General features: G+C 74.0%; 12 protein-coding genes. 9 read left to right on the top strand and 3 right to left on the bottom strand.

Translation table 11 applies throughout. The features are described 5' to 3' along the window. Positions 1 to 85: 85 nt before the first annotated feature. The 4 genes from rho (at position 86) to prfA (ending at position 7,511) form a co-directional block, all read left to right on the top strand. Positions 86 to 2,158 carry a transcription termination factor Rho gene (gene rho / locus A4R25_RS21200; protein ID WP_064447842.1) on the top strand — a complete coding sequence of 691 codons (2,073 nt, stop codon included), beginning with the start codon at positions 86 to 88 and terminating at the stop codon, positions 2,156 to 2,158. 144 nt (positions 2,159 to 2,302) lie between these two features. Next, on the top strand, positions 2,303 to 5,755 hold the full coding sequence (locus A4R25_RS21195) for a phosphodiester glycosidase family protein (RefSeq protein ID WP_064447841.1): 3,453 nt from the start codon (positions 2,303 to 2,305) through the stop codon (positions 5,753 to 5,755). A 353-nt stretch (positions 5,756 to 6,108) separates the two neighbouring features. Continuing rightward, positions 6,109 to 6,333, top strand: a complete 225-nt coding sequence (rpmE, locus tag A4R25_RS21190; protein ID WP_030504744.1) for a 50S ribosomal protein L31 — start codon at positions 6,109 to 6,111, stop codon at positions 6,331 to 6,333. 89 nt (positions 6,334 to 6,422) lie between these two features. Continuing rightward, entirely contained in the window at positions 6,423 to 7,511 is a 1,089-nt protein-coding gene (gene prfA / locus A4R25_RS21185; protein WP_064447840.1) for a peptide chain release factor 1, read from the top strand. A 66-nt stretch (positions 7,512 to 7,577) separates the two neighbouring features. Here prfA and A4R25_RS21180 read toward each other — a convergent pair whose 3' ends face one another. Then, the gene (locus A4R25_RS21180) at positions 7,578 to 9,131 is read right to left on the bottom strand and encodes a diguanylate cyclase (RefSeq protein WP_064447839.1); all 1,554 of its coding nucleotides are present in this window, start codon (positions 9,129 to 9,131) and stop codon (positions 7,578 to 7,580) included. Between the two features lie 130 nt (positions 9,132 to 9,261). Here A4R25_RS21180 and prmC point away from each other — a divergent pair, with 130 nt between their 5' ends. The 4 genes from prmC (at position 9,262) to A4R25_RS21160 (ending at position 13,629) form a co-directional block, all read left to right on the top strand. Then, positions 9,262 to 10,152, top strand: coding sequence for a peptide chain release factor N(5)-glutamine methyltransferase (gene prmC / locus A4R25_RS21175; protein ID WP_043328636.1), 891 nt, complete (start codon positions 9,262 to 9,264; stop codon positions 10,150 to 10,152). Then, positions 10,152 to 10,796: an L-threonylcarbamoyladenylate synthase gene (locus A4R25_RS21170; protein ID WP_043330966.1), complete on the top strand. Its 645-nt coding sequence runs from the start codon at positions 10,152 to 10,154 to the stop codon at positions 10,794 to 10,796. Before prmC ends, A4R25_RS21170 begins: the two co-directional genes overlap by 1 nt. Continuing rightward, the gene (locus A4R25_RS21165; protein ID WP_043328639.1) at positions 10,797 to 11,408 is read left to right on the top strand and encodes a phosphotyrosine protein phosphatase; all 612 of its coding nucleotides are present in this window, start codon (positions 10,797 to 10,799) and stop codon (positions 11,406 to 11,408) included. Between the two features lie 112 nt (positions 11,409 to 11,520). Next, positions 11,521 to 13,629 (top strand): transglycosylase domain-containing protein, encoded by a 2,109-nt coding sequence (locus tag A4R25_RS21160; RefSeq protein ID WP_064447838.1) that lies wholly within the window; start codon positions 11,521 to 11,523, stop codon positions 13,627 to 13,629. Positions 13,630 to 13,632: 3 nt separating this feature from the next. Here the strand turns inward: A4R25_RS21160 and A4R25_RS21155 are convergent, their stop codons facing one another. Further along, positions 13,633 to 14,259 carry a TetR/AcrR family transcriptional regulator gene (locus tag A4R25_RS21155; RefSeq protein ID WP_043328643.1) on the bottom strand — a complete coding sequence of 209 codons (627 nt, stop codon included), beginning with the start codon at positions 14,257 to 14,259 and terminating at the stop codon, positions 13,633 to 13,635. A 109-nt stretch (positions 14,260 to 14,368) separates the two neighbouring features. On the opposite strand from A4R25_RS21155, the gene A4R25_RS21150 reads away from it, so the two are divergent. Beyond that, positions 14,369 to 15,151, top strand: a complete 783-nt coding sequence (locus A4R25_RS21150) for an SDR family NAD(P)-dependent oxidoreductase (protein ID WP_064447837.1) — start codon at positions 14,369 to 14,371, stop codon at positions 15,149 to 15,151. Here A4R25_RS21150 and A4R25_RS21145 read toward each other — a convergent pair. Next, on the bottom strand, positions 15,148 to 16,614 hold the full coding sequence (locus A4R25_RS21145) for an SDR family oxidoreductase (protein ID WP_064447836.1): 1,467 nt from the start codon (positions 16,612 to 16,614) through the stop codon (positions 15,148 to 15,150). The genes A4R25_RS21150 and A4R25_RS21145 overlap by 4 nt on opposite strands. Positions 16,615 to 16,630 lie beyond the last annotated feature (16 nt).

The raw sequence follows: 16,630 nt of genomic DNA, 5'->3' as shown, positions 1-16,630 counted from the left end.
CCATGCGAGGCGGGTGCACCGAGGCCGCCCGGCCACCTGGCTCCACGACTCCGGGCAGCTCCGGCCTATCGAGGGAAGGAATCCATTGAGCGACACCACCGACGTGACGTCGGATGTTTCCAACGTCGCTGGCGATGCCACCACCGCCGCCCCCACGCGCCGCCGCCGGAGCGGCACCGGCCTGTCGGCCATGCTGCTGCCGGAGCTCCAGAGCCTGGCCGCGTCGCTCGGCATCTCTGGTACGGCCCGCATGCGCAAGGGCGAGCTGATCAGTGCCATCACCGAGCGGCAGCAGGGCGGCGCCGCCGCCGGAACCCCTCGACCGCGCGCCGAGGTAGCGGCCGCGGCTGCTGCTCCCGCCCGTGAGGAGGTGCACGCGGAGGTCCGTGAGGAGCGGGCCGAGGCGCGCCCCGCCGAGCAGGCGCCCGCCGCCGAGGCGACCGAGGGCCGTACCCGTGGTCGCCGCAGCCGGACTGCGGCCGCGACCACCGAGGCCCGCCCGGCCGAGACGCCGGCGACCGAGGTGCGGCCGGCCGAGACGCCGCGCGCCGAGGAGGCGCCCGCCGAGACCGGCGAGCGGACCGACCGTGCCGAGCGCGGTGAGCGCAACGAGGGCCGGGGCCGTGAGCGCGGCGGCGAGCGTGCCGAGCGTGGCGGCGACCGGGCCGAGCGCGGCGACCGGGCCGAGCGCGGCGACCGCAACGACCGGGGCGACCGCAACGACCGGGGTGACCGGGCCGAGCGGGGCGACCGTAACGAGCGTGCCGACCGGGGCGAGCGCGCCGAGCGCAACGACCGGGGCGACCGGAACGACCGTGGCGACCGCAACGACCGGGGTGACCGGAACGACCGGGGCGACCGCAACGACCGTGGTCAGCGCGCCGAGCGGGACAACGACGGCGACGACGACGGCGAGGGCGGCGGCCGGCGGGGCCGGCGCAGCCGGTTCCGGGACCGTCGTCGCGGCCGCGGCGAGCGGGGCGAGGGCGACAGCGGTGGCGGCCGCGAGCCGCAGGTCGGCGAGGACGACGTGCTCGTCCCGGTCGCCGGCATCATCGACGTGCTCGACAACTACGCCTTCGTCCGGACCACCGGCTACCTGGCCGGCCCGAACGACGTGTACGTCTCGATGTCCCAGATCAAGAAGTACGGCCTGCGCCGCGGTGACGCGATCACCGGCGCCGTGCGGGCCGCGCGGGACGGCGAGCAGCGGCGCGACAAGTACAACCCGCTGGTCCGACTGGACACCATCAACGGGATGGAGCCGGACGAGGCGAAGCGCCGGCCGGAGTTCTACAAGCTCACCCCGCTCTACCCGCAGGAGCGCCTGCGGCTGGAGACCGAGCCGCACATCCTCACCACCCGGGTGATCGACCTGGTCATGCCGATCGGCAAGGGCCAGCGGGCGCTCATCGTGTCGCCGCCGAAGGCCGGCAAGACGATGGTGCTGCAGGCGATCGCGAACGCGATCACCCGCAACAACCCGGAGTGCCACCTGATGGTGGTGCTGGTCGACGAGCGGCCCGAAGAGGTCACCGACATGCAGCGCTCGGTGAAGGGCGAGGTCATCGCGGCCACGTTCGACCGTCCGCCGCAGGACCACACCACGGTGGCGGAGCTGGCGATCGAGCGGGCCAAGCGCCTGGTCGAGCTGGGGCACGACGTGGTCGTGCTGCTCGACTCGGTGACCCGGCTCGGCCGGTCGTACAACCTGGCGGCGCCGGCCAGCGGCCGGATCATGTCGGGTGGTATCGACTCCACCGCGCTCTACCCGCCCAAGCGCTTCCTCGGCGCGGCGCGCAACATCGAGAACGGTGGCTCGCTGACCATTCTCGCCACCGCGCTGGTGGAGACCGGGTCCATGGCGGACACGGTCATCTTCGAGGAGTTCAAGGGCACGGGTAACGCCGAGCTGAAGCTGGACCGGAAGATCGCCGACAAGCGTGTCTTCCCGGCGATCGACATCAACCCCTCCGGCACCCGCAAGGAGGAGGTCCTGCTCGCGCCGGAGGAACTGGCGATCATCCACAAGCTCCGCAAGGTGCTGCACTCGCTGGACTCGCAGGCGGCGCTCGACCTCCTGCTGGACCGGCTCAAGCAGTCCCGCACCAACATCGAGTTCCTGATGCAGATCGCGAAGTCCACTCCGGGCGAGTGAGCTGACGGATCCGACGAACGAGGGGCACGGCCGAACGCGGCCGTGCCCCTCGTCGCGTACCAGGCACCGCCGATGGTGAAGTTTTCCTACGGTTCAGTCGCTAGGTATTGAAACTTCTGTTCATCGTCGGGTTGACTGTCGTCCATGCGAACCCGCAGTCGACCCGCCCGCCTCGCCGGCGTCCTGCTGCTGACGCCGTTGCTGACCATCACCGCGCCGACGCCGTCCGCCGCGACGGCCGCCGGGCCGTCGCCCGTCGCGCCGCCGGCCGCCACCGCCGCCGAGGACGCGCCACGCGCCTCGTCCCGCCCCGACCCCGCCGTCGCGCTCGCCGGTCTGGAGCCGGCCGGCGGCCTGGAGACCGCCAAGAGCACCCGGCCGGTCGCGCCCGGCCTGAGCCTGACCTCCTTCGACAGGTACGACGCGGCCGGCTGGCTGCGCGCCGACGCGCTCACCGCCGACCTGGGCGGCGGGCTGACGGTGGACTACGTGAACTCCGGCGAGGTGACCAGGGACGAGCCGCTGCGCGCCGCGGTGGACCGGTCCCGCGCGGTCGCGGCGGTCAACGGAGACTTCTTCGACATCAACAACTCCGGCGCCGCCCAGGGCGTCGGCATCCGCTCCGGCGAGCTGGTGCAGTCGCCGATCGCCGGGCACCCCAACGCCGTCGGGATCAGCGCCCAGGGCATCGGCCGGGTGGTCGAGGTCGGCTTCGAGGGCGCCGCGACGCTGCCCGCCGGCCCGGTGCCGCTCACCCAGTTCAACAACATGGTGCAGCGCGACGGCGTGGGCGTGTTCACGCCGCTCTGGGGGTCGTACACCCGCAAGCGGGCCGTGGAGGGCGCGGCCCGGACGGTCGAGGTGACGCTGACCGGCGGCCGGGTGGCGAGCGTGGCCACCACGGCGGGCGAGGGGCCGATCCCGGCCGGCAGCACCGTGCTGCTGGGCCGCGAGGCCGGTGCCGACGCGCTCGCCGCGCTGCGGCCCGGCGACGCGGTGGACGTGACCTGGCGGCCGCGGGCCTCCGACGGCGGTGACCTGCGCGCCGCCGTGGGCGGCGGCAACGTGCTGGTCCGCGACGGCGTGGTGCAGACCATCGCCGACGCGTCGCTGGCCCCGCGCACCGCTGTCGGTTTCTCCGCCGACGGACGCAAGATGATCATGATGACGGTGGACGGCCGGCAGGTGGACAGCCGTGGCGTCACGCAGACCGAGATGGGCCGCATGATGGCCGAGCTGGGCGCCGCGAACGCGCTCAACCTCGACGGCGGCGGCTCCTCCACGCTGCTCGCCCGGGAGCCGGGCGCGGCCACGGTCCAGGTGGAGAACAGCCCGTCCGACGGCAGCGAGCGGCCGGTACCGAACGGGCTCGCCGTCTACGCGCCGAAGGGCAGCGGCCGGCTCACCGGCTACTGGCTGGAGACCGCCAGCGACCCGACCGCCGCGCCGGGCGTCGCACCGGTGCGCGGCGGCCGGCCGGACCGGGTCTTCCCCGGCCTCACCCGCCGGCTCACCGCCGCCGGATACGACGAGACGTACGGCCCAGCCGCCGGCGAGCCGCGCTGGCACGCCACCCACGGACGGGTCGACGGCGACGGCGTGTTCCGGGCCGCCCTCCCCGGCCGCAGCACCGTCACCGCCGCCCGCGGCCGGGCCCGCGGCACCATCGAGCTGACGGTGCTCGGCCCGCTGCAGCGGATCGACGGCACCGTCGACCGGGTCGGCCTGGACCGCGCCGGTGACAGCGGCCTGTTCGGCGTGGTCGGCTACGACGCCGAGGGCAACACCGCGCCGATCGAGCCGGCCGACCTGAAGCTGGAGTACGACAGGGACCTGCTCTCCGTCACCCCCACCGCCGACGGCAACCTGTCCGTCAAAGCGCTCGCCGCGACCGGCTCGGCGCTGGTCACCGCACGGGTCGGCAACCACAGCACGGTCCTGCCGGTGACCGTCGGGCTCACCGACGTGCCGGTGGCCGGGTTCGACGACGCGGCGTCCTGGAAGTTCAGCCAGGCCCGCGCCTCCGGGTCGGTCGCACCGGCCGAGGGGCACACCGGGAGCGGGCTGCGGATGTCGTACGACTTCAGCCAGTCCACCGGCACCCGCGCCGCGTACGCCGACCCGCCCGCGTGGATCGACGTACCGGGCCAGCCGCAGGCGTTCGGCATGTGGATCAAGGCCAACGGCACCGGCGAGTGGCCCAGCCTGCACCTGCACGACGCGCAGGACACCCAGTTCGTGCTGCGCGGCCCGTACCTGGACTGGACCGGCTGGCGCTACGTCGAGTTCGCCGTACCGCCGGGCGTGCAGTACCCGGTGCGGGTGCGCCGGTTCTACGTGGCCGAGACCGACCCGGCCAAGCAGTACCGCAGCGAGGTCGTGATCGACGACCTGGTGGCCCGGGTGCCGCCGGACGTGCAGGCGCCGCCCGAGCCGAACCGCACCGACCGGGTGGTGCTGCGCGACGGCACTGTGGACGGGGCGCCCTGGCGCTTCGCGGTGCTCTCCGACGCCCAGTTCGTCGCCGCGAACCCGGACAGCGACCTGGTCGCCCAGGCCCGCCGTACGCTGCGCGAGGTCCGCGCCGCCCGGCCGGACTTCCTGATCATCAACGGCGACTTCGTGGACACCGCCTACCCGGCCGACTTCGCGCTGGCCAAGCGCATCCTGGACGAGGAGCTGGGCGGCGAGGTGCCGTATCACTACGTGCCGGGCAACCACGAGATCATGGGCGCGCCGATCGACAACTTCCGCAGCGTCTTCGGGGACACCTCGCGCGTCTTCGACCACCGGGGCACCCGGTTCCTCACGCTCAGCACGGCCACCGGCTCGCTGCGCGGCGGCGGGTTCGACCAGGTGGAGCTGCTGCGCCGGACGCTCGACCAGGCCGCCGGCGACCGCTCGGTGGGCTCGGTGGCGGTGCTGTTCCACCACCCGCCGCGCGACCCGAGCCCGGCCAAGGCCAGCCAGCTCGGCGACCGGAAGGAGGCGGCGCTGGTCGAGCAGTGGCTGGCCGACTTCCAGCACCGCACCGGCAAGGGCGCGCTGATGGTCAACGGGCACGTCGGCACGTTCCATGCCGACCGGGTGGACGGCGTGCCGTACGTGATCAACGGCAACTCGGGCAAGGACCCGTCCACCCCGGCGGCGCTCGGCGGGTTCACCGGTTGGACCGAGTTCGGGGTGGACCCGGTGACGCCGGGGGAGGCCGAGCGGGCCCGCCGCGACCCGCTGGCCGAGGGCCCGACGTGGGTGAGCGCGGAGATGCACGCCCACGTCGACCGGCTCGCGCTGACCGCGCCCGCGCAGGTGCGCCAGGGTTCGCCGGTGGACGTCACGGCCACGCTCACCCAGCCCAGCGGCCGGCAGGTGCCGGTGGCGGCGCCGGTCAGCGCCGACTGGTCCGGTTCGCCGAACCTGCACATCGGCGGCGCGACGGGCGTACGGCCGTGGCACGTGGCCCGGTTCGACCCGGCCACCGGCCGGCTGACCGCGCTGCGCCCGGGGGCGCAGGTGCTGCTGGCGGTGACCGTCAACGGCGTGAAGGCCGAGACGACTGTCACCACGGCCGCCGCGGTCCGCGCCCCCGCCGCCTGACCCGGAGGCCGGGGCTCCTCATCCTGGGGGAGGAGCCCCGCCCTCCCCGCCCCCGGCCCCCGCCCCCGCCCCCGCCTCGCTCCGCCGCTCCGCTCCGTTGATCATGAAGTTGACCTGGACAAAAGTGACAGGAATTGCCGCCAAGTTCATGATCAGCAGGGTGGGGGGCGTGGGGGTGGGAATGCGGGAGTGTGGGCGGGCGTTGCGGGTGGCGGACCTCCTGTGCCGGGTGGAAGACGCCCGTGGCAGACTGGTCAATCGGCCACCGGTTCCGGTTCACGCCCGAGCCCGTCGCGGACGACGGGGAGCATCGACGGCGACCCGGCGACCACCGACGAAAGGACCGAGGCGACATGAAGCCCAACATCCACCCGGAGTACGTGACCACCGAGGTCCGCTGCTCCTGCGGCAACACCTTCACGACCCGCAGCACCGCCAAGGGCGGCGCCATCAGCGTCGAGACCTGCAGCGCCTGCCACCCGTTCTACACCGGTAAGCAGCGCGTGCTGGACACCGCCGGTCGGGTCGCGAAGTTCCAGCAGAAGTACGCCAAGGTTCAGGGCAAGAAGGCCAAGTAGCTCCGTCGACGACGCCCGTGTCCGGCTCCTGCCGGGCACGGGCGTTCGTCCGTTTGCGCCGGTTTTCACACCCAAGGAGCATCCGCAGCATGAGCAGTGAGCGCCTGGCCGCCCTCCTCGACGAGTACGCCGAGCTGGAGCGGCGGCTGGCCGACCCGGCCATCCACGCCGACCAGGGCACCGCCCGGCGGGTCGGCCGCCGGTACGCCGAACTGGTCCCGCTGCACAAGGCGGCCGGCGAGCTGGAGCAGGCCCGCGCCGACCTGGCCGCCGCGCGCGAGCTGGCCGCCGAGGACCCGACGTTCGCCACCGAGGCGGAGGCCATCGCCGCCTCCCTGCCGGCGCTCGAGGAACGGCTCGCGGAACTGCTCATCCCGCGCGACCCGCACGACGCCAAGGACGTGATCGTCGAGATCAAGGCCGGCGAGGGCGGCGAGGAGTCGGCGCTGTTCGCGGGGGACCTGCTGCGGATGTACACCAGGTACGCCGAGCGGCACGGCTGGGTCACCGAGGTGATCGACGCCCAGGACTCCGACCTCGGCGGCGTCAAGGACGTGTCGCTGGCGATCAAGAGCAAGGGCGTGCCGGAGGGCGGCAACGGGGTCTGGTCCCGGCTCAAGTGGGAGGGCGGCGTGCACCGGGTGCAGCGCGTCCCGGTGACCGAGTCGCAGGGCCGGATCCACACCAGCGCCGCCGGCGTGCTGGTGCTGCCCGAGGCGGAGGACGTTGACGTCACCATCGACCCGAACGAGCTGCGCATCGACGTGTTCCGCTCGTCCGGCCCCGGCGGGCAGTCGGTGAACACCACCGACTCGGCGGTACGGATCACCCACGTGCCGACCGGCATCGTGGTGTCCTGCCAGAACGAGAAGTCGCAGCTGCAGAACCGCGAGCAGGCCATGCGCATCCTGCGGGCCCGCCTGCTCGCCGCGGCCCAGGAGCAGGCCGACGCGGCGGCGTCGGACGCCCGCAAGGCGCAGGTCCGCACCGTGGACCGGTCCGAGCGGATCCGCACCTACAACTTCCCGCAGAACCGGATCACCGACCACCGCATCGGCTACACCGCGTACAACCTGGACCTGGCGCTGGCCGGCGAGCTGGACGGGGTGCTCGACGCGCTGGCCGAGGCGGACCGCGCGGCCCGCCTGGCCGGCGAGACGGAGCTGTCCCGCCGCTGACCGTTGGGTGTTAACAGGGGGTCCTTCCTCTACCGGAGGCGTTAACAGGGGGCCCTTCCTTACCGCTCAGCTCGCGCGTGGTCGCGCCTTGGCGCGCAGCATCTCCCGGTCGGCCAGCTCGAACGCGGTGCCGAGCGCCTCCCGGACGCTGACAGTGGTGCTGCCGTCGACCTCGGCGAAACCGATCGTCACCCCGACCGGCGTGCCCGGGACCAGGGACTCCCAGTCCTCGGTGCGGACGGCGGCCTCGATCCGCCGGGCCACCTCGACCGCCTCCGGCATGACGGTGTCGGGCAGCACCACGACGAACTCGTCGCCGCCGTAGCGGGCCACGAAGTCGCCCCGCCGCATCACCCGGTTGATCACCCCGGCGACCCGTTGCAGCACCAGGTCGCCGGAGTGGTGGCCGTGGCGGGTGTTCACCGCCTTGAACCCGTCGAGGTCGCAGACGCCGATCACCACGCGCTCGCCCCGGGACACCACGGCCCCCAGGTAGCGCTCCAGCCGGCGCCGGTTGGGCAGGCCGGTGAGCGGGTCGGTGAGCGCCTCGCCCTCGTACCGGGCCGCCTCGCGGCGCATCTCCTCGTGGTCGATCCGGGCGGCGATGCCGTCGATGTAGACGTCCCGCAGCCGGTCGCTGCGCCGCGCGGCCAGCCGGAACGCGTGCCGGTCGGCCCGGTGCGCGCCCGCGTGGTCGCCGGCCCGGGCCAGCGCGACGCTGCGCAGCCGGGGTGCCTCGGCCGCGCCGAGCGTCTCGTCGGAGACCTGGAGCGCGTCCAGCCGGGTGACCGCCTCGATCGGGCGGTTGGCGGCGACGGCCAGGCAGACCTGACCGAGCTGGCGCAGGTCGCGGGCGCGGGCGCTGTCGCCGCCGTGGCCGAGCAGCCGTTTCGGGTCGGCGTCCCCGGCGGACTCCACCCGGTCGCCGAGCGCGGCCCGCCGGGCGGCCGCGTAGCCGTACGCGGCGAGGCTGCTGGGGCGCAGGTTGCCGGCCCGCCCGCCGCGCAGGAAGCGGGCCAGGTCACCGGCGACGTCGCGCAGCACCCGCAGGCAGCCGTCGCTGTCGCCGTTGTGGTCCAGCGCCACCGCGTTGCGCAGCCGGATCCCCGGCGCGGCGAACGTCTCCTCCGGGATGCCGGCGCTGAGCCCCACCTCGCGGGCCCGCTCGATCGCGCCCAGCGCGTGGCCGTGGAAGCTCAGGTACGAGTACGCCATCGCGAGGTCGTGCCAGCCCCACGCGGTGTCCCGGTCCGGCGTGTCGTCGGCGCCCAGCGCGCGGGCGGCCCGGACCAGGTGCATCACGCACCGGTCCAGCGCGCCCTGGTGGTGGGCGGCGAGCGCGGCGAGCGCGTTGAGGTGCCCGTGCAGGTAGGGCTCGGCGAGGTCGCGTACCGCGGCGGAGGCGTCCTCGACGGCCCGGGTGAACTCGGCGGTCCGGCCGAGGTTGATCAGCGCGGACAGGCGCTGCACGAGCGCGTCGGCGCGGGCGTACGGGTCGCCGGTGGTGCGGATGACGCGGTCGAGCAGGACGCACGCCTCCGCGGACCGGCTGGCCTCCTGCAGTGACCGTGCGCGTCGGAGAGCGTCAACCTGGTCCTCGACCTGGTCGAGCCAGCCCACTCGCGACCTCCCTGCGGTGTGCGCCCGGACGCACCCGCTCGTGAGGTGAGCCGCGACGCCTCATGATTATTGCGTGACCGCACTCCCGCAACACCCGTCCGAAGGGACAGAACGCGAACGCGCCTCGCTGGTGATCAACCGGGTGGCGCGCGCGCTCGCCGCGGCGGGCGTCGAGGCGCCCCGCGCCGAGGCCGAGCAGCTGGCCGCGTACGTCCTGGACGTGCCACGCGGCCGGCTGGCGCTGGCCGACGGTTTCACCCCGGCGCAGCGTGACCGCCTGGACGCCCTCGTCGGGCGGCGGGTGACCCGGGAGCCGTTGCAGCACCTGCTCGGCTCGGCCGGTTTCCGGCACCTGGAGCTGGCGGTCGGGCCGGGCGTGTTCGTGCCGCGGCCGGAGACCGAGCTGCTGGCCGGGTGGGGGATCGAGCGGGCCCGGGAGCACGCCGCGCCGCTCGTGGTCGACCTGTGCAGCGGCTCCGGCGCGATCGCCCTGGCGGTGGCGCAGGAGGTGCCCGCGGCCCGGGTGGTGGCTGTGGAACGGTCCCCGGCCGCGCTGGCCTGGCTGCGGCGCAACGCGGCCGACCGGGCTGCCGCCGGGGACCGGCCGGTCGAGGTGGTGGCCGCCGACGTGACCGGTCCGGAGCTGCTGGCCGGCCTGGCCGGGCGGGTCGACGTGCTGCTGTGCAACCCCCCGTACGTGCCGAGGTCGGTGGCGGTGCCGCCGGAGGTGGCCGGGCACGACCCGGACGAGGCGGTGTTCGGCGGCGCGGACGGGCTGGACGTGATCCGCCCGGTGGTGCGCCGGGCCGCCGAGCTGCTGCGCCCGGGCGGCGCGATCGGGATCGAGCACGACGACACGCACGCGGCGGCGGTGCCCGCGCTGCTGCGCGGCGACGGCCGCTACGACCGCGTCGAGGAGCACCGGGACCTGGCCGGGCGGCCCCGCTGGGCGAGCGCGTCCCGGCGGGCGGACGGCACCCACGCCGAGACCGCCCGGGCGTGGCAGACTGACTCCTCGTGATGCTCTACGACTGTCGGTCGCCCGCCGACCGGGACCGCGGCATCGCCGCTGCCATCGAGGCGGTCAAGAACGGGGAACTCGTCGTCCTGCCGACCGACACGGTCTACGGCATCGGGGCGGACGCGTTCACGCCGTACGCGGTGAAGGCCCTGGCGGACACCAAGGGCGGCGCCCGGCAGGCGCCCCCGGTGCTCATCGGCTCCCGGCACACGCTCGACGGCCTGGTGTTCTCGCTGCCCGGCGCGGCCCGCGACCTGGTCGAGGCGTTCTGGCCGGGCGCGCTGACCATCGTCGTGGAGCACTCGCCGAGCCTGGCCTGGGACCTGGGCGACACCAGCGGGACGGTGGCGGTGCGGATGCCGCTGCACCCGGTGGCGCTGGAGGTGCTGCGGGAGACCGGGCCGATGGCCGTCGCGTCGGCCAACAAGGTCGGCCAGCCGGCCGCGCTCACCGCCGAGGAGGCGCGCGACCAGCTCGGCTACGGCGTGCGGGCCTACCTGGAGGCCGGGCCGGCGGTGGACCCGGTGCCGAGCACGATCGTCGACCTGACCGGCGAGGTGCCGCGGGTGCTGCGTGAGGGCGCGGTGACGTTGGCGAAGCTGCGGGAGGTCGTGCCGGGCATCCTCGACGAGCGGGGGATCTGAGTGCCGCCCTTCACCGTCCTGCACGTCTGCATGGGCAACATCTGCCGGTCGCCGATGGCCGAGCGGCTGCTGCTGCTCGCGGTCCGGGAGCGGCTGGCCCGCCTCGGCGTCGACCCGGCCGGGTCGGACGCGCTCGTGCACAGCCACAGCGCCGGCACCGGCGGCTGGCACGCGGGCGAGGAGATGAACCCGCCCGCGGCCCGCCAGGTGCTCTCGCGCGGCGGCGACACCGAGGGGTTCGCCGCCCGGCGGCTGCGCTCGGACCTGATCGACGCCGCCGACCTGGTGCTCACCGCCACCGCCGACCAGCAGGAGTACGTGGTGGCGCTGCGGCCGGACGCCGCCGCGCGCACGTTCGTGCTGGGTGAGTTCGGCCGTCTGCTCGGCGGGCTGGACCGCGCCGCGCTGCCGCCGGCCGAGCCCACGCCGGACGCCGTGTACGCGCGCGGCGTCGCGCTCGTGGCGGCTGTCGACGCGGCCCGGCAGAACGCCTCCGCGCTGCCCACCGACGATCTGGACGATCCGTGGGGCCGGGGCGACCAGTGCTTCAGCCGGGTCGCGGACGAGATCGAGGAGACGGTGCAGCCGCTGGCTGCCGCGTTGTTGCCCTGAGATTCATCCTTCCTCGCGAACTTTCTGCGCCTTTCTCGGAAGGTGTCGGCTAAAGCGAACATTCGGGTCATTCTGAACTGGTCCGTACGGCCGGCTCCTGCGGGGAGAGCTGATGAACCGGGCCTATCTCGACAAACTGTTCACCGTTGTGCTCGCCGGCGTGCTCGCCGGGCTGGTCCTGGCCGTCGCGGCGCTGCCGGCCGCGCTGGTCTTCGGGCTGGGCCTGAAGAACCTGATGCCGTACACCGCGCTGCCGGAAGCGCTCAAGACGCCGCAGCCGGCACAGCGGTCCAACCTGTACGCCAACGACGGGCGGACGCTCATCACCTCGTTCTACGTCGAGGACCGGGTGGACGTGCCGGTCGCCGAGGTGGCGCCGGTGATGCGCGACGCCATCGTGGCCGCCGAGGACGTGCGCTTCTACGAGCACCACGGCGTCGACGTGCGCGGCGTCGCGCGGGCGTTCACCGCCAACCGCCGCGAGGGCACCCGCCAGGGCGCCTCCACGCTGACCATGCAGTACGTGCGCAACGCGCTGGCCGGGGACCCCCGGCTGACCGAGGAGCAGCGCGCCGCCGCCACCGAGATCACCGTCGGGCGCAAGATCCGCGAGATGCGGTACGCGCTGACGCTGGAACGGCAGATCGGCAAGGACGAGATCCTCGGGCGCTACCTGAACATCGCGTACTTCGGCGCCGGGGCGTACGGCATCGCCGCCGCCAGCAAGCGCTACTTCTCCACCACACCGGACCGGCTCACGCTGGCCCAGGCCGCGCTGCTCGCCGGGCTGGTCCGGTCCCCGGCGGACGACCCGATCAACGGCGACGCCGATTCGGCCCGGCAACGGCGGGCGTACGTGCTGGACCGGATGGTGGAGACCGGCCGGGCGAGCGCGGCCGACGCCGAGGCGGCGAAGGCGGCGGAGCTGGCGCTGGCGCCCAACACCACCCCGAACGACTGCGCCGCGGTGCCCGCCGACCACAACGACTGGGGCTTCTTCTGCGACTGGTTCACCCAGTGGTGGAACGCCCAGCCGGCGTTCGGCGAGACGGTGGACGAGCGGCAGCGCACGCTGCGCCGCGGTGGCTGGTCGATCGTGTCCTCGCTCGACCCGGACGTGCAGGCCAAGGCGAGCGAGCAGGTGCGGGAGATCTACCCGGAGACGATCGCGCGCGCCGCGCCGACCGCTGTGGTGCAACCGGGCACCGGGCGGGTGCTGGCGATGGCGGTGAACCGCACGTACGGCGTGGCCGCGAACCCGGACGGTCAGCAGAACTACCCGAACACGGTCAACCAGCTGGTGGCCGGCGGTGGCGGCATCACCGGCTACCAGGCGGGCTCGACGTTCAAGCTGTTCGCCCTGCTGGCCGCGTTGGAGTCCGGGCTGCCGCTGGACACGGTGTTCGACGCGCCGCGCGTCTACGTCACGCAGTACCCGGTCGGCGCCGGCCCGGCGAGCTGCGGCGGCCGGTGGTGCCCGGCGAACGCCAACACCTACTGGATGGACGGCGACCGGGACATGTGGGACGCGTTCGGCCGGTCGGTGAACACGTACTTCGCCTGGCTCACCGAGCGGGTCGGCGCGGACCGGGTGGTCGAGATGGCCCAGCGGCTGGGCATCGTGTTCCGCGCTCCGGCCGACGCGAAGATGGCCCACGACGGCGCGAAGAGCTGGGGCCCGTTCACGCTCGGCGTCTCCGCCACCACGCCGCTCGACCTGGCCGGCGCGTACGCCGCGGTGGCCGCCGAGGGCACCTGGTGCCGGCCCACGCCGGTCACCTCGATCACCGACCCGTCCGGCCGGAAGATCCCCGCCGGGAACACCGACTGCCGGCAGGTGCTCGACACCGAGGTCGCCCGCGCGGCGGCCGACGCCAGCCGCTGCCCGGTCGGCGACCAGTCGATGTACCGGCGTTGCGACGGCGGCACGGCCGAGGAGCTGGCTCCGGGCCTGCGCCGTCCGGTGGCCGGCAAGACCGGCAGCTCGGAGCGGAACGCCACGGAGACGGTCGTCGCGTTCACGCCGCAGCTCTCGGTGGCGACGATCGCGGCGAACCCGGACGACCCCCGGGACGCGGTCGGCGGCGGCGTGCAGAAGCGGCAGATCGCCGCGGTGGGCCGCATCCTCGCGTGGGCGTTGCGCGACGAGCCGGTACGCGACTTCGTCCCGCCGGGCCAGGCGGTCGCCTTCCAGCACACCAGCCCGCGCACCGGCAACTGAGGGTCAGCTCGCCGGCCTGCCGTATCGCGCGACCATGGTTCGGACGGCTTCGTCGACGACCGCTGTCGTGCGGTCCGGGGTGACCGTCCAGTCCGGGAGGACCAGGCGCGGCCAGAGCAGGTAATTGGAGATCATCCCGAGGAAGTGCGTGGCGGCCATCTCCGGGTCGGCGACGTCCGCGGCTCCCGCGTCGTGCTCGGCCGAGAGGTAGATCCGGACGGACTCGAAGTACGGCAGTTTGCCCTGCGCGAAATGTGCTCTGGCCAGCTCGGGAAAGCGTGGCAGCTCGGCGATCACGATGCGGAACAGGTCGGTCATCTCCGGCCGGCTCAACAGCGTCGCGTAGTGCCGTCCGAGGACCGTCAATCCGGCCGTCAGGTCACCGGCAGGTGGCACGTCGGCGACCTCGTTGCGGGCCCAGGAGTCGATGACGATGGCGTCGAACAGAGCCGCCTTCGTCGGAAACTGCTTGAACAGCGTCGCCTTCGACACGCCGGCACTGGCGGCCACACGCGCCAGTGAGGCCCGGTCGTAGCCCAACTCCAGGAAGAGCTCGGTGGCGGCCTGCACGATCAGCGCGCGCTTCTCCTCCGCCACACGCTGGTGATAGGCCGACGGCGCTGGGGTCATGCGGCCATCATAGCGAGGCGAGTGGGTTGACTCACCATTCGCCCAGGGCGTAGCGTCGGCATGGTGAGTCGCCCGACTCGCCATCCGTCTCGCGTCACCGGAGGATCCGATGTCCCGCTTCGCCAATCAGACAGTTCTCGTCACCGGCGGCACCGGTGGGCAGGGGGCCAGCCACGTTCGCGCCCTGCACGCCGAGGGCGCCAACGTCGTCATCGGCGCCATCGACGCCCAGCGGGGCGCCGGCCTCGCCGCCGAGCTGGGACACCGGGCGCGGTCCGTCCGCCTGGACGTCTCCCGGGAGGAGTCGTGGGTCGCCGCCGTCGCGGAGACCGAGAAGGCATTCGGCGCGCTCACGATCCTGGTCAACAACGCCGGGGTGCAGAACCCGCCGGCCCTCATCGAGTCCACCGACCGGGCCACCTGGGCTCGTATCCTCGACGTCAACCTCACCGGCACTTTCCTCGGCATCAAGGCGGCCGCCCCGGCGCTGCGTCGCGCGGGGGGAGGAGCGATCGTCAACATCGGCTCCACCATGGGGATGGGCGGTACCGCCCTCTACGCGCCCTACGTCGCCGGTAAGTGGGCGGTGCGTGGGCTCACCCGGACCGCCGCCCTGGAGCTGGGTCGCGACAACATCCGCGTCAACGCGATCCACCCCGGCGTGATCGAGACTCCGTTCATCACCGAGCCGGCGGCCGGCAGCGACGCCCCGATCGCCGACTTCTACTCGCCGGAGCCGTTCGCCGTCCCGCGACTCGGGCAGCCCGCCGACATCACCGCGCTGCTGTTGTTCCTCACGTCGCCGGACGCGGCCTTCATCACCGGCGCCGAGTACGTCATCGACGGGGGACTGCTCCTCGGCCCCGCACTGCGGGGCGACTCTCCCGCCTAACCGGCCGGGTGTTCGGCGCCCTTGGCGATGTTGCGGGCCATGCCGCCGAAGACGACGGCGTGGAACGGGGCCACCGAGGCCCAGTAGAGATGGCCGGGCAGGCCGCGCGGGAGGAACACGGCACGCTGCACGTACCTGCTGCCGCCGTTACCGTCCGGTTCGGCGCGCATCTCCAGCCACGCCCGGCCGGGCAGCCGCATCTCGGCGCGCAGCCGCAGCAGCTCGCCCGGGACGATCTCCTCGACCCGCCAGAAGTCCAGCGCCTCACCGACCTGGAGGCGGTGCGGGTCACGCCGCCCCCGGCGCAGCCCGACGCCGCCGACCAGCCGGTCCATCCAGCCGCGGACCGACCAGGCCAGCGGGAACGAGTACCAGCCGTGCTCGCCGCCGACGCCCTCGATGACCCGCCACAGCGCCTCCGGTGGCGCGTCCACCGCCCGCTCCCGCATGTCGGTGTACGCGGTGCCGCCGGACCAGCGCGGGTCCGACGGCAGCGGCTCGGCCGGCGCGTCCGGCCCGCTCGCGTTCGACCAGCGCGTCTCCACCTGCGCGTCGCGCACCTTGGACAGCGCCAGCGCCACCGCCTGGTCGAAGCCGGTCAGCCCCTCGGGCGGGTCCGGCACGTACTCGGCGATGTCGTGCTCGTGCGCCACCGCCTCGTGCACCAGGCTCTCCACCAGCGGCCGGGCGATCGCGTTCGGCACCGGCGTGATCAGGCCGACCCAGTGCGAGGACAGCGACGGGGTGAGCGGGCGCACCGGCAGGATGACCCGGGGCCGCAGCCCGGCCACCCGGGCGTAGCGCTGCATCATCTCGGTGAATGTCAGCACGTCCGGGCCGCCGATGTCGAAGGCCCGGTTCACCTCGGCCGGCAGGTGCGCGCAGCCGACCAGGTAGCGCAGCACGTCCCGGACCGCGATCGGCTGGATCCGGTTGCGCACCCAGCGCGGGGTGACCATCGCCGGCAGCCGCTCGGTCAGGTACCGCAGCATCTCGAACGAGGCCGAGCCGGATCCGATGATCACCGCGGCGCGCAGCACCGCCGTCGGCACGCCGCTGTCCAGCAGGATCCGCGCGACCTCCGCCCGGGAGCGCAGGTGCGCCGAGGGCAGGCCGTCACGCTCCGCCGGCTCCGGCCCGCCGAGGTACACGATCCGGCGTACGCCGGCGGCGCGCGCCGCCTCGGCGAAGTTGGTCGCCGCCTCCCGGTCGGCCGCCTCGAAGCCGCGCTGGCCGAGCGAGTGGACCAGGTAGTACGCGACTTCCACGCCCTCGAACGCGGACGGCAGCGTCTCCGGGCGGCGCAGGTCGCCCTCGACGATCTCCGCGTCGGCCGCCCAGGGCACGTCCCGCAGCCGCCCGGCCGTGCGGGCCAGGCAGCGTACGGTGTGTCCCTCGGCCAGCAGCCGGGGCGCCAGGCGCCCGCCGATGTAGCCGGTCGCGCCGGTGACGAGGCATCTCACGGCCTCCAGTCTGCGG

The sequence above is a fragment of the Micromonospora sp. NBRC 110037 genome, assembly GCF_001652995.1.
In the GTDB taxonomy this organism is placed as follows: domain Bacteria; phylum Actinomycetota; class Actinomycetes; order Mycobacteriales; family Micromonosporaceae; genus Micromonospora; species Micromonospora chalcea.
This window is presented reverse-complemented; position numbering and strand designations above follow the sequence as displayed.

Coding starts and splice junctions, on each gene's coding strand:
- A4R25_RS21160 (WP_064447838.1), top strand. CDS start 11,521: ATGAACCGGGCCTATCTCGACAAACTGTTCACCGTTGTGCTCGCCGGC.
- prfA (WP_064447840.1), top strand. CDS start 6,423: ATGAGCAGTGAGCGCCTGGCCGCCCTCCTCGACGAGTACGCCGAGCTG.
- A4R25_RS21195 (WP_064447841.1), top strand. CDS start 2,303: ATGCGAACCCGCAGTCGACCCGCCCGCCTCGCCGGCGTCCTGCTGCTG.
- A4R25_RS21170 (WP_043330966.1), top strand. CDS start 10,152: ATGCTCTACGACTGTCGGTCGCCCGCCGACCGGGACCGCGGCATCGCC.
- rpmE (WP_030504744.1), top strand. CDS start 6,109: ATGAAGCCCAACATCCACCCGGAGTACGTGACCACCGAGGTCCGCTGC.
- A4R25_RS21155 (WP_043328643.1), bottom strand. CDS start 14,259: ATGACCCCAGCGCCGTCGGCCTATCACCAGCGTGTGGCGGAGGAGAAG.
- A4R25_RS21150 (WP_064447837.1), top strand. CDS start 14,369: ATGTCCCGCTTCGCCAATCAGACAGTTCTCGTCACCGGCGGCACCGGT.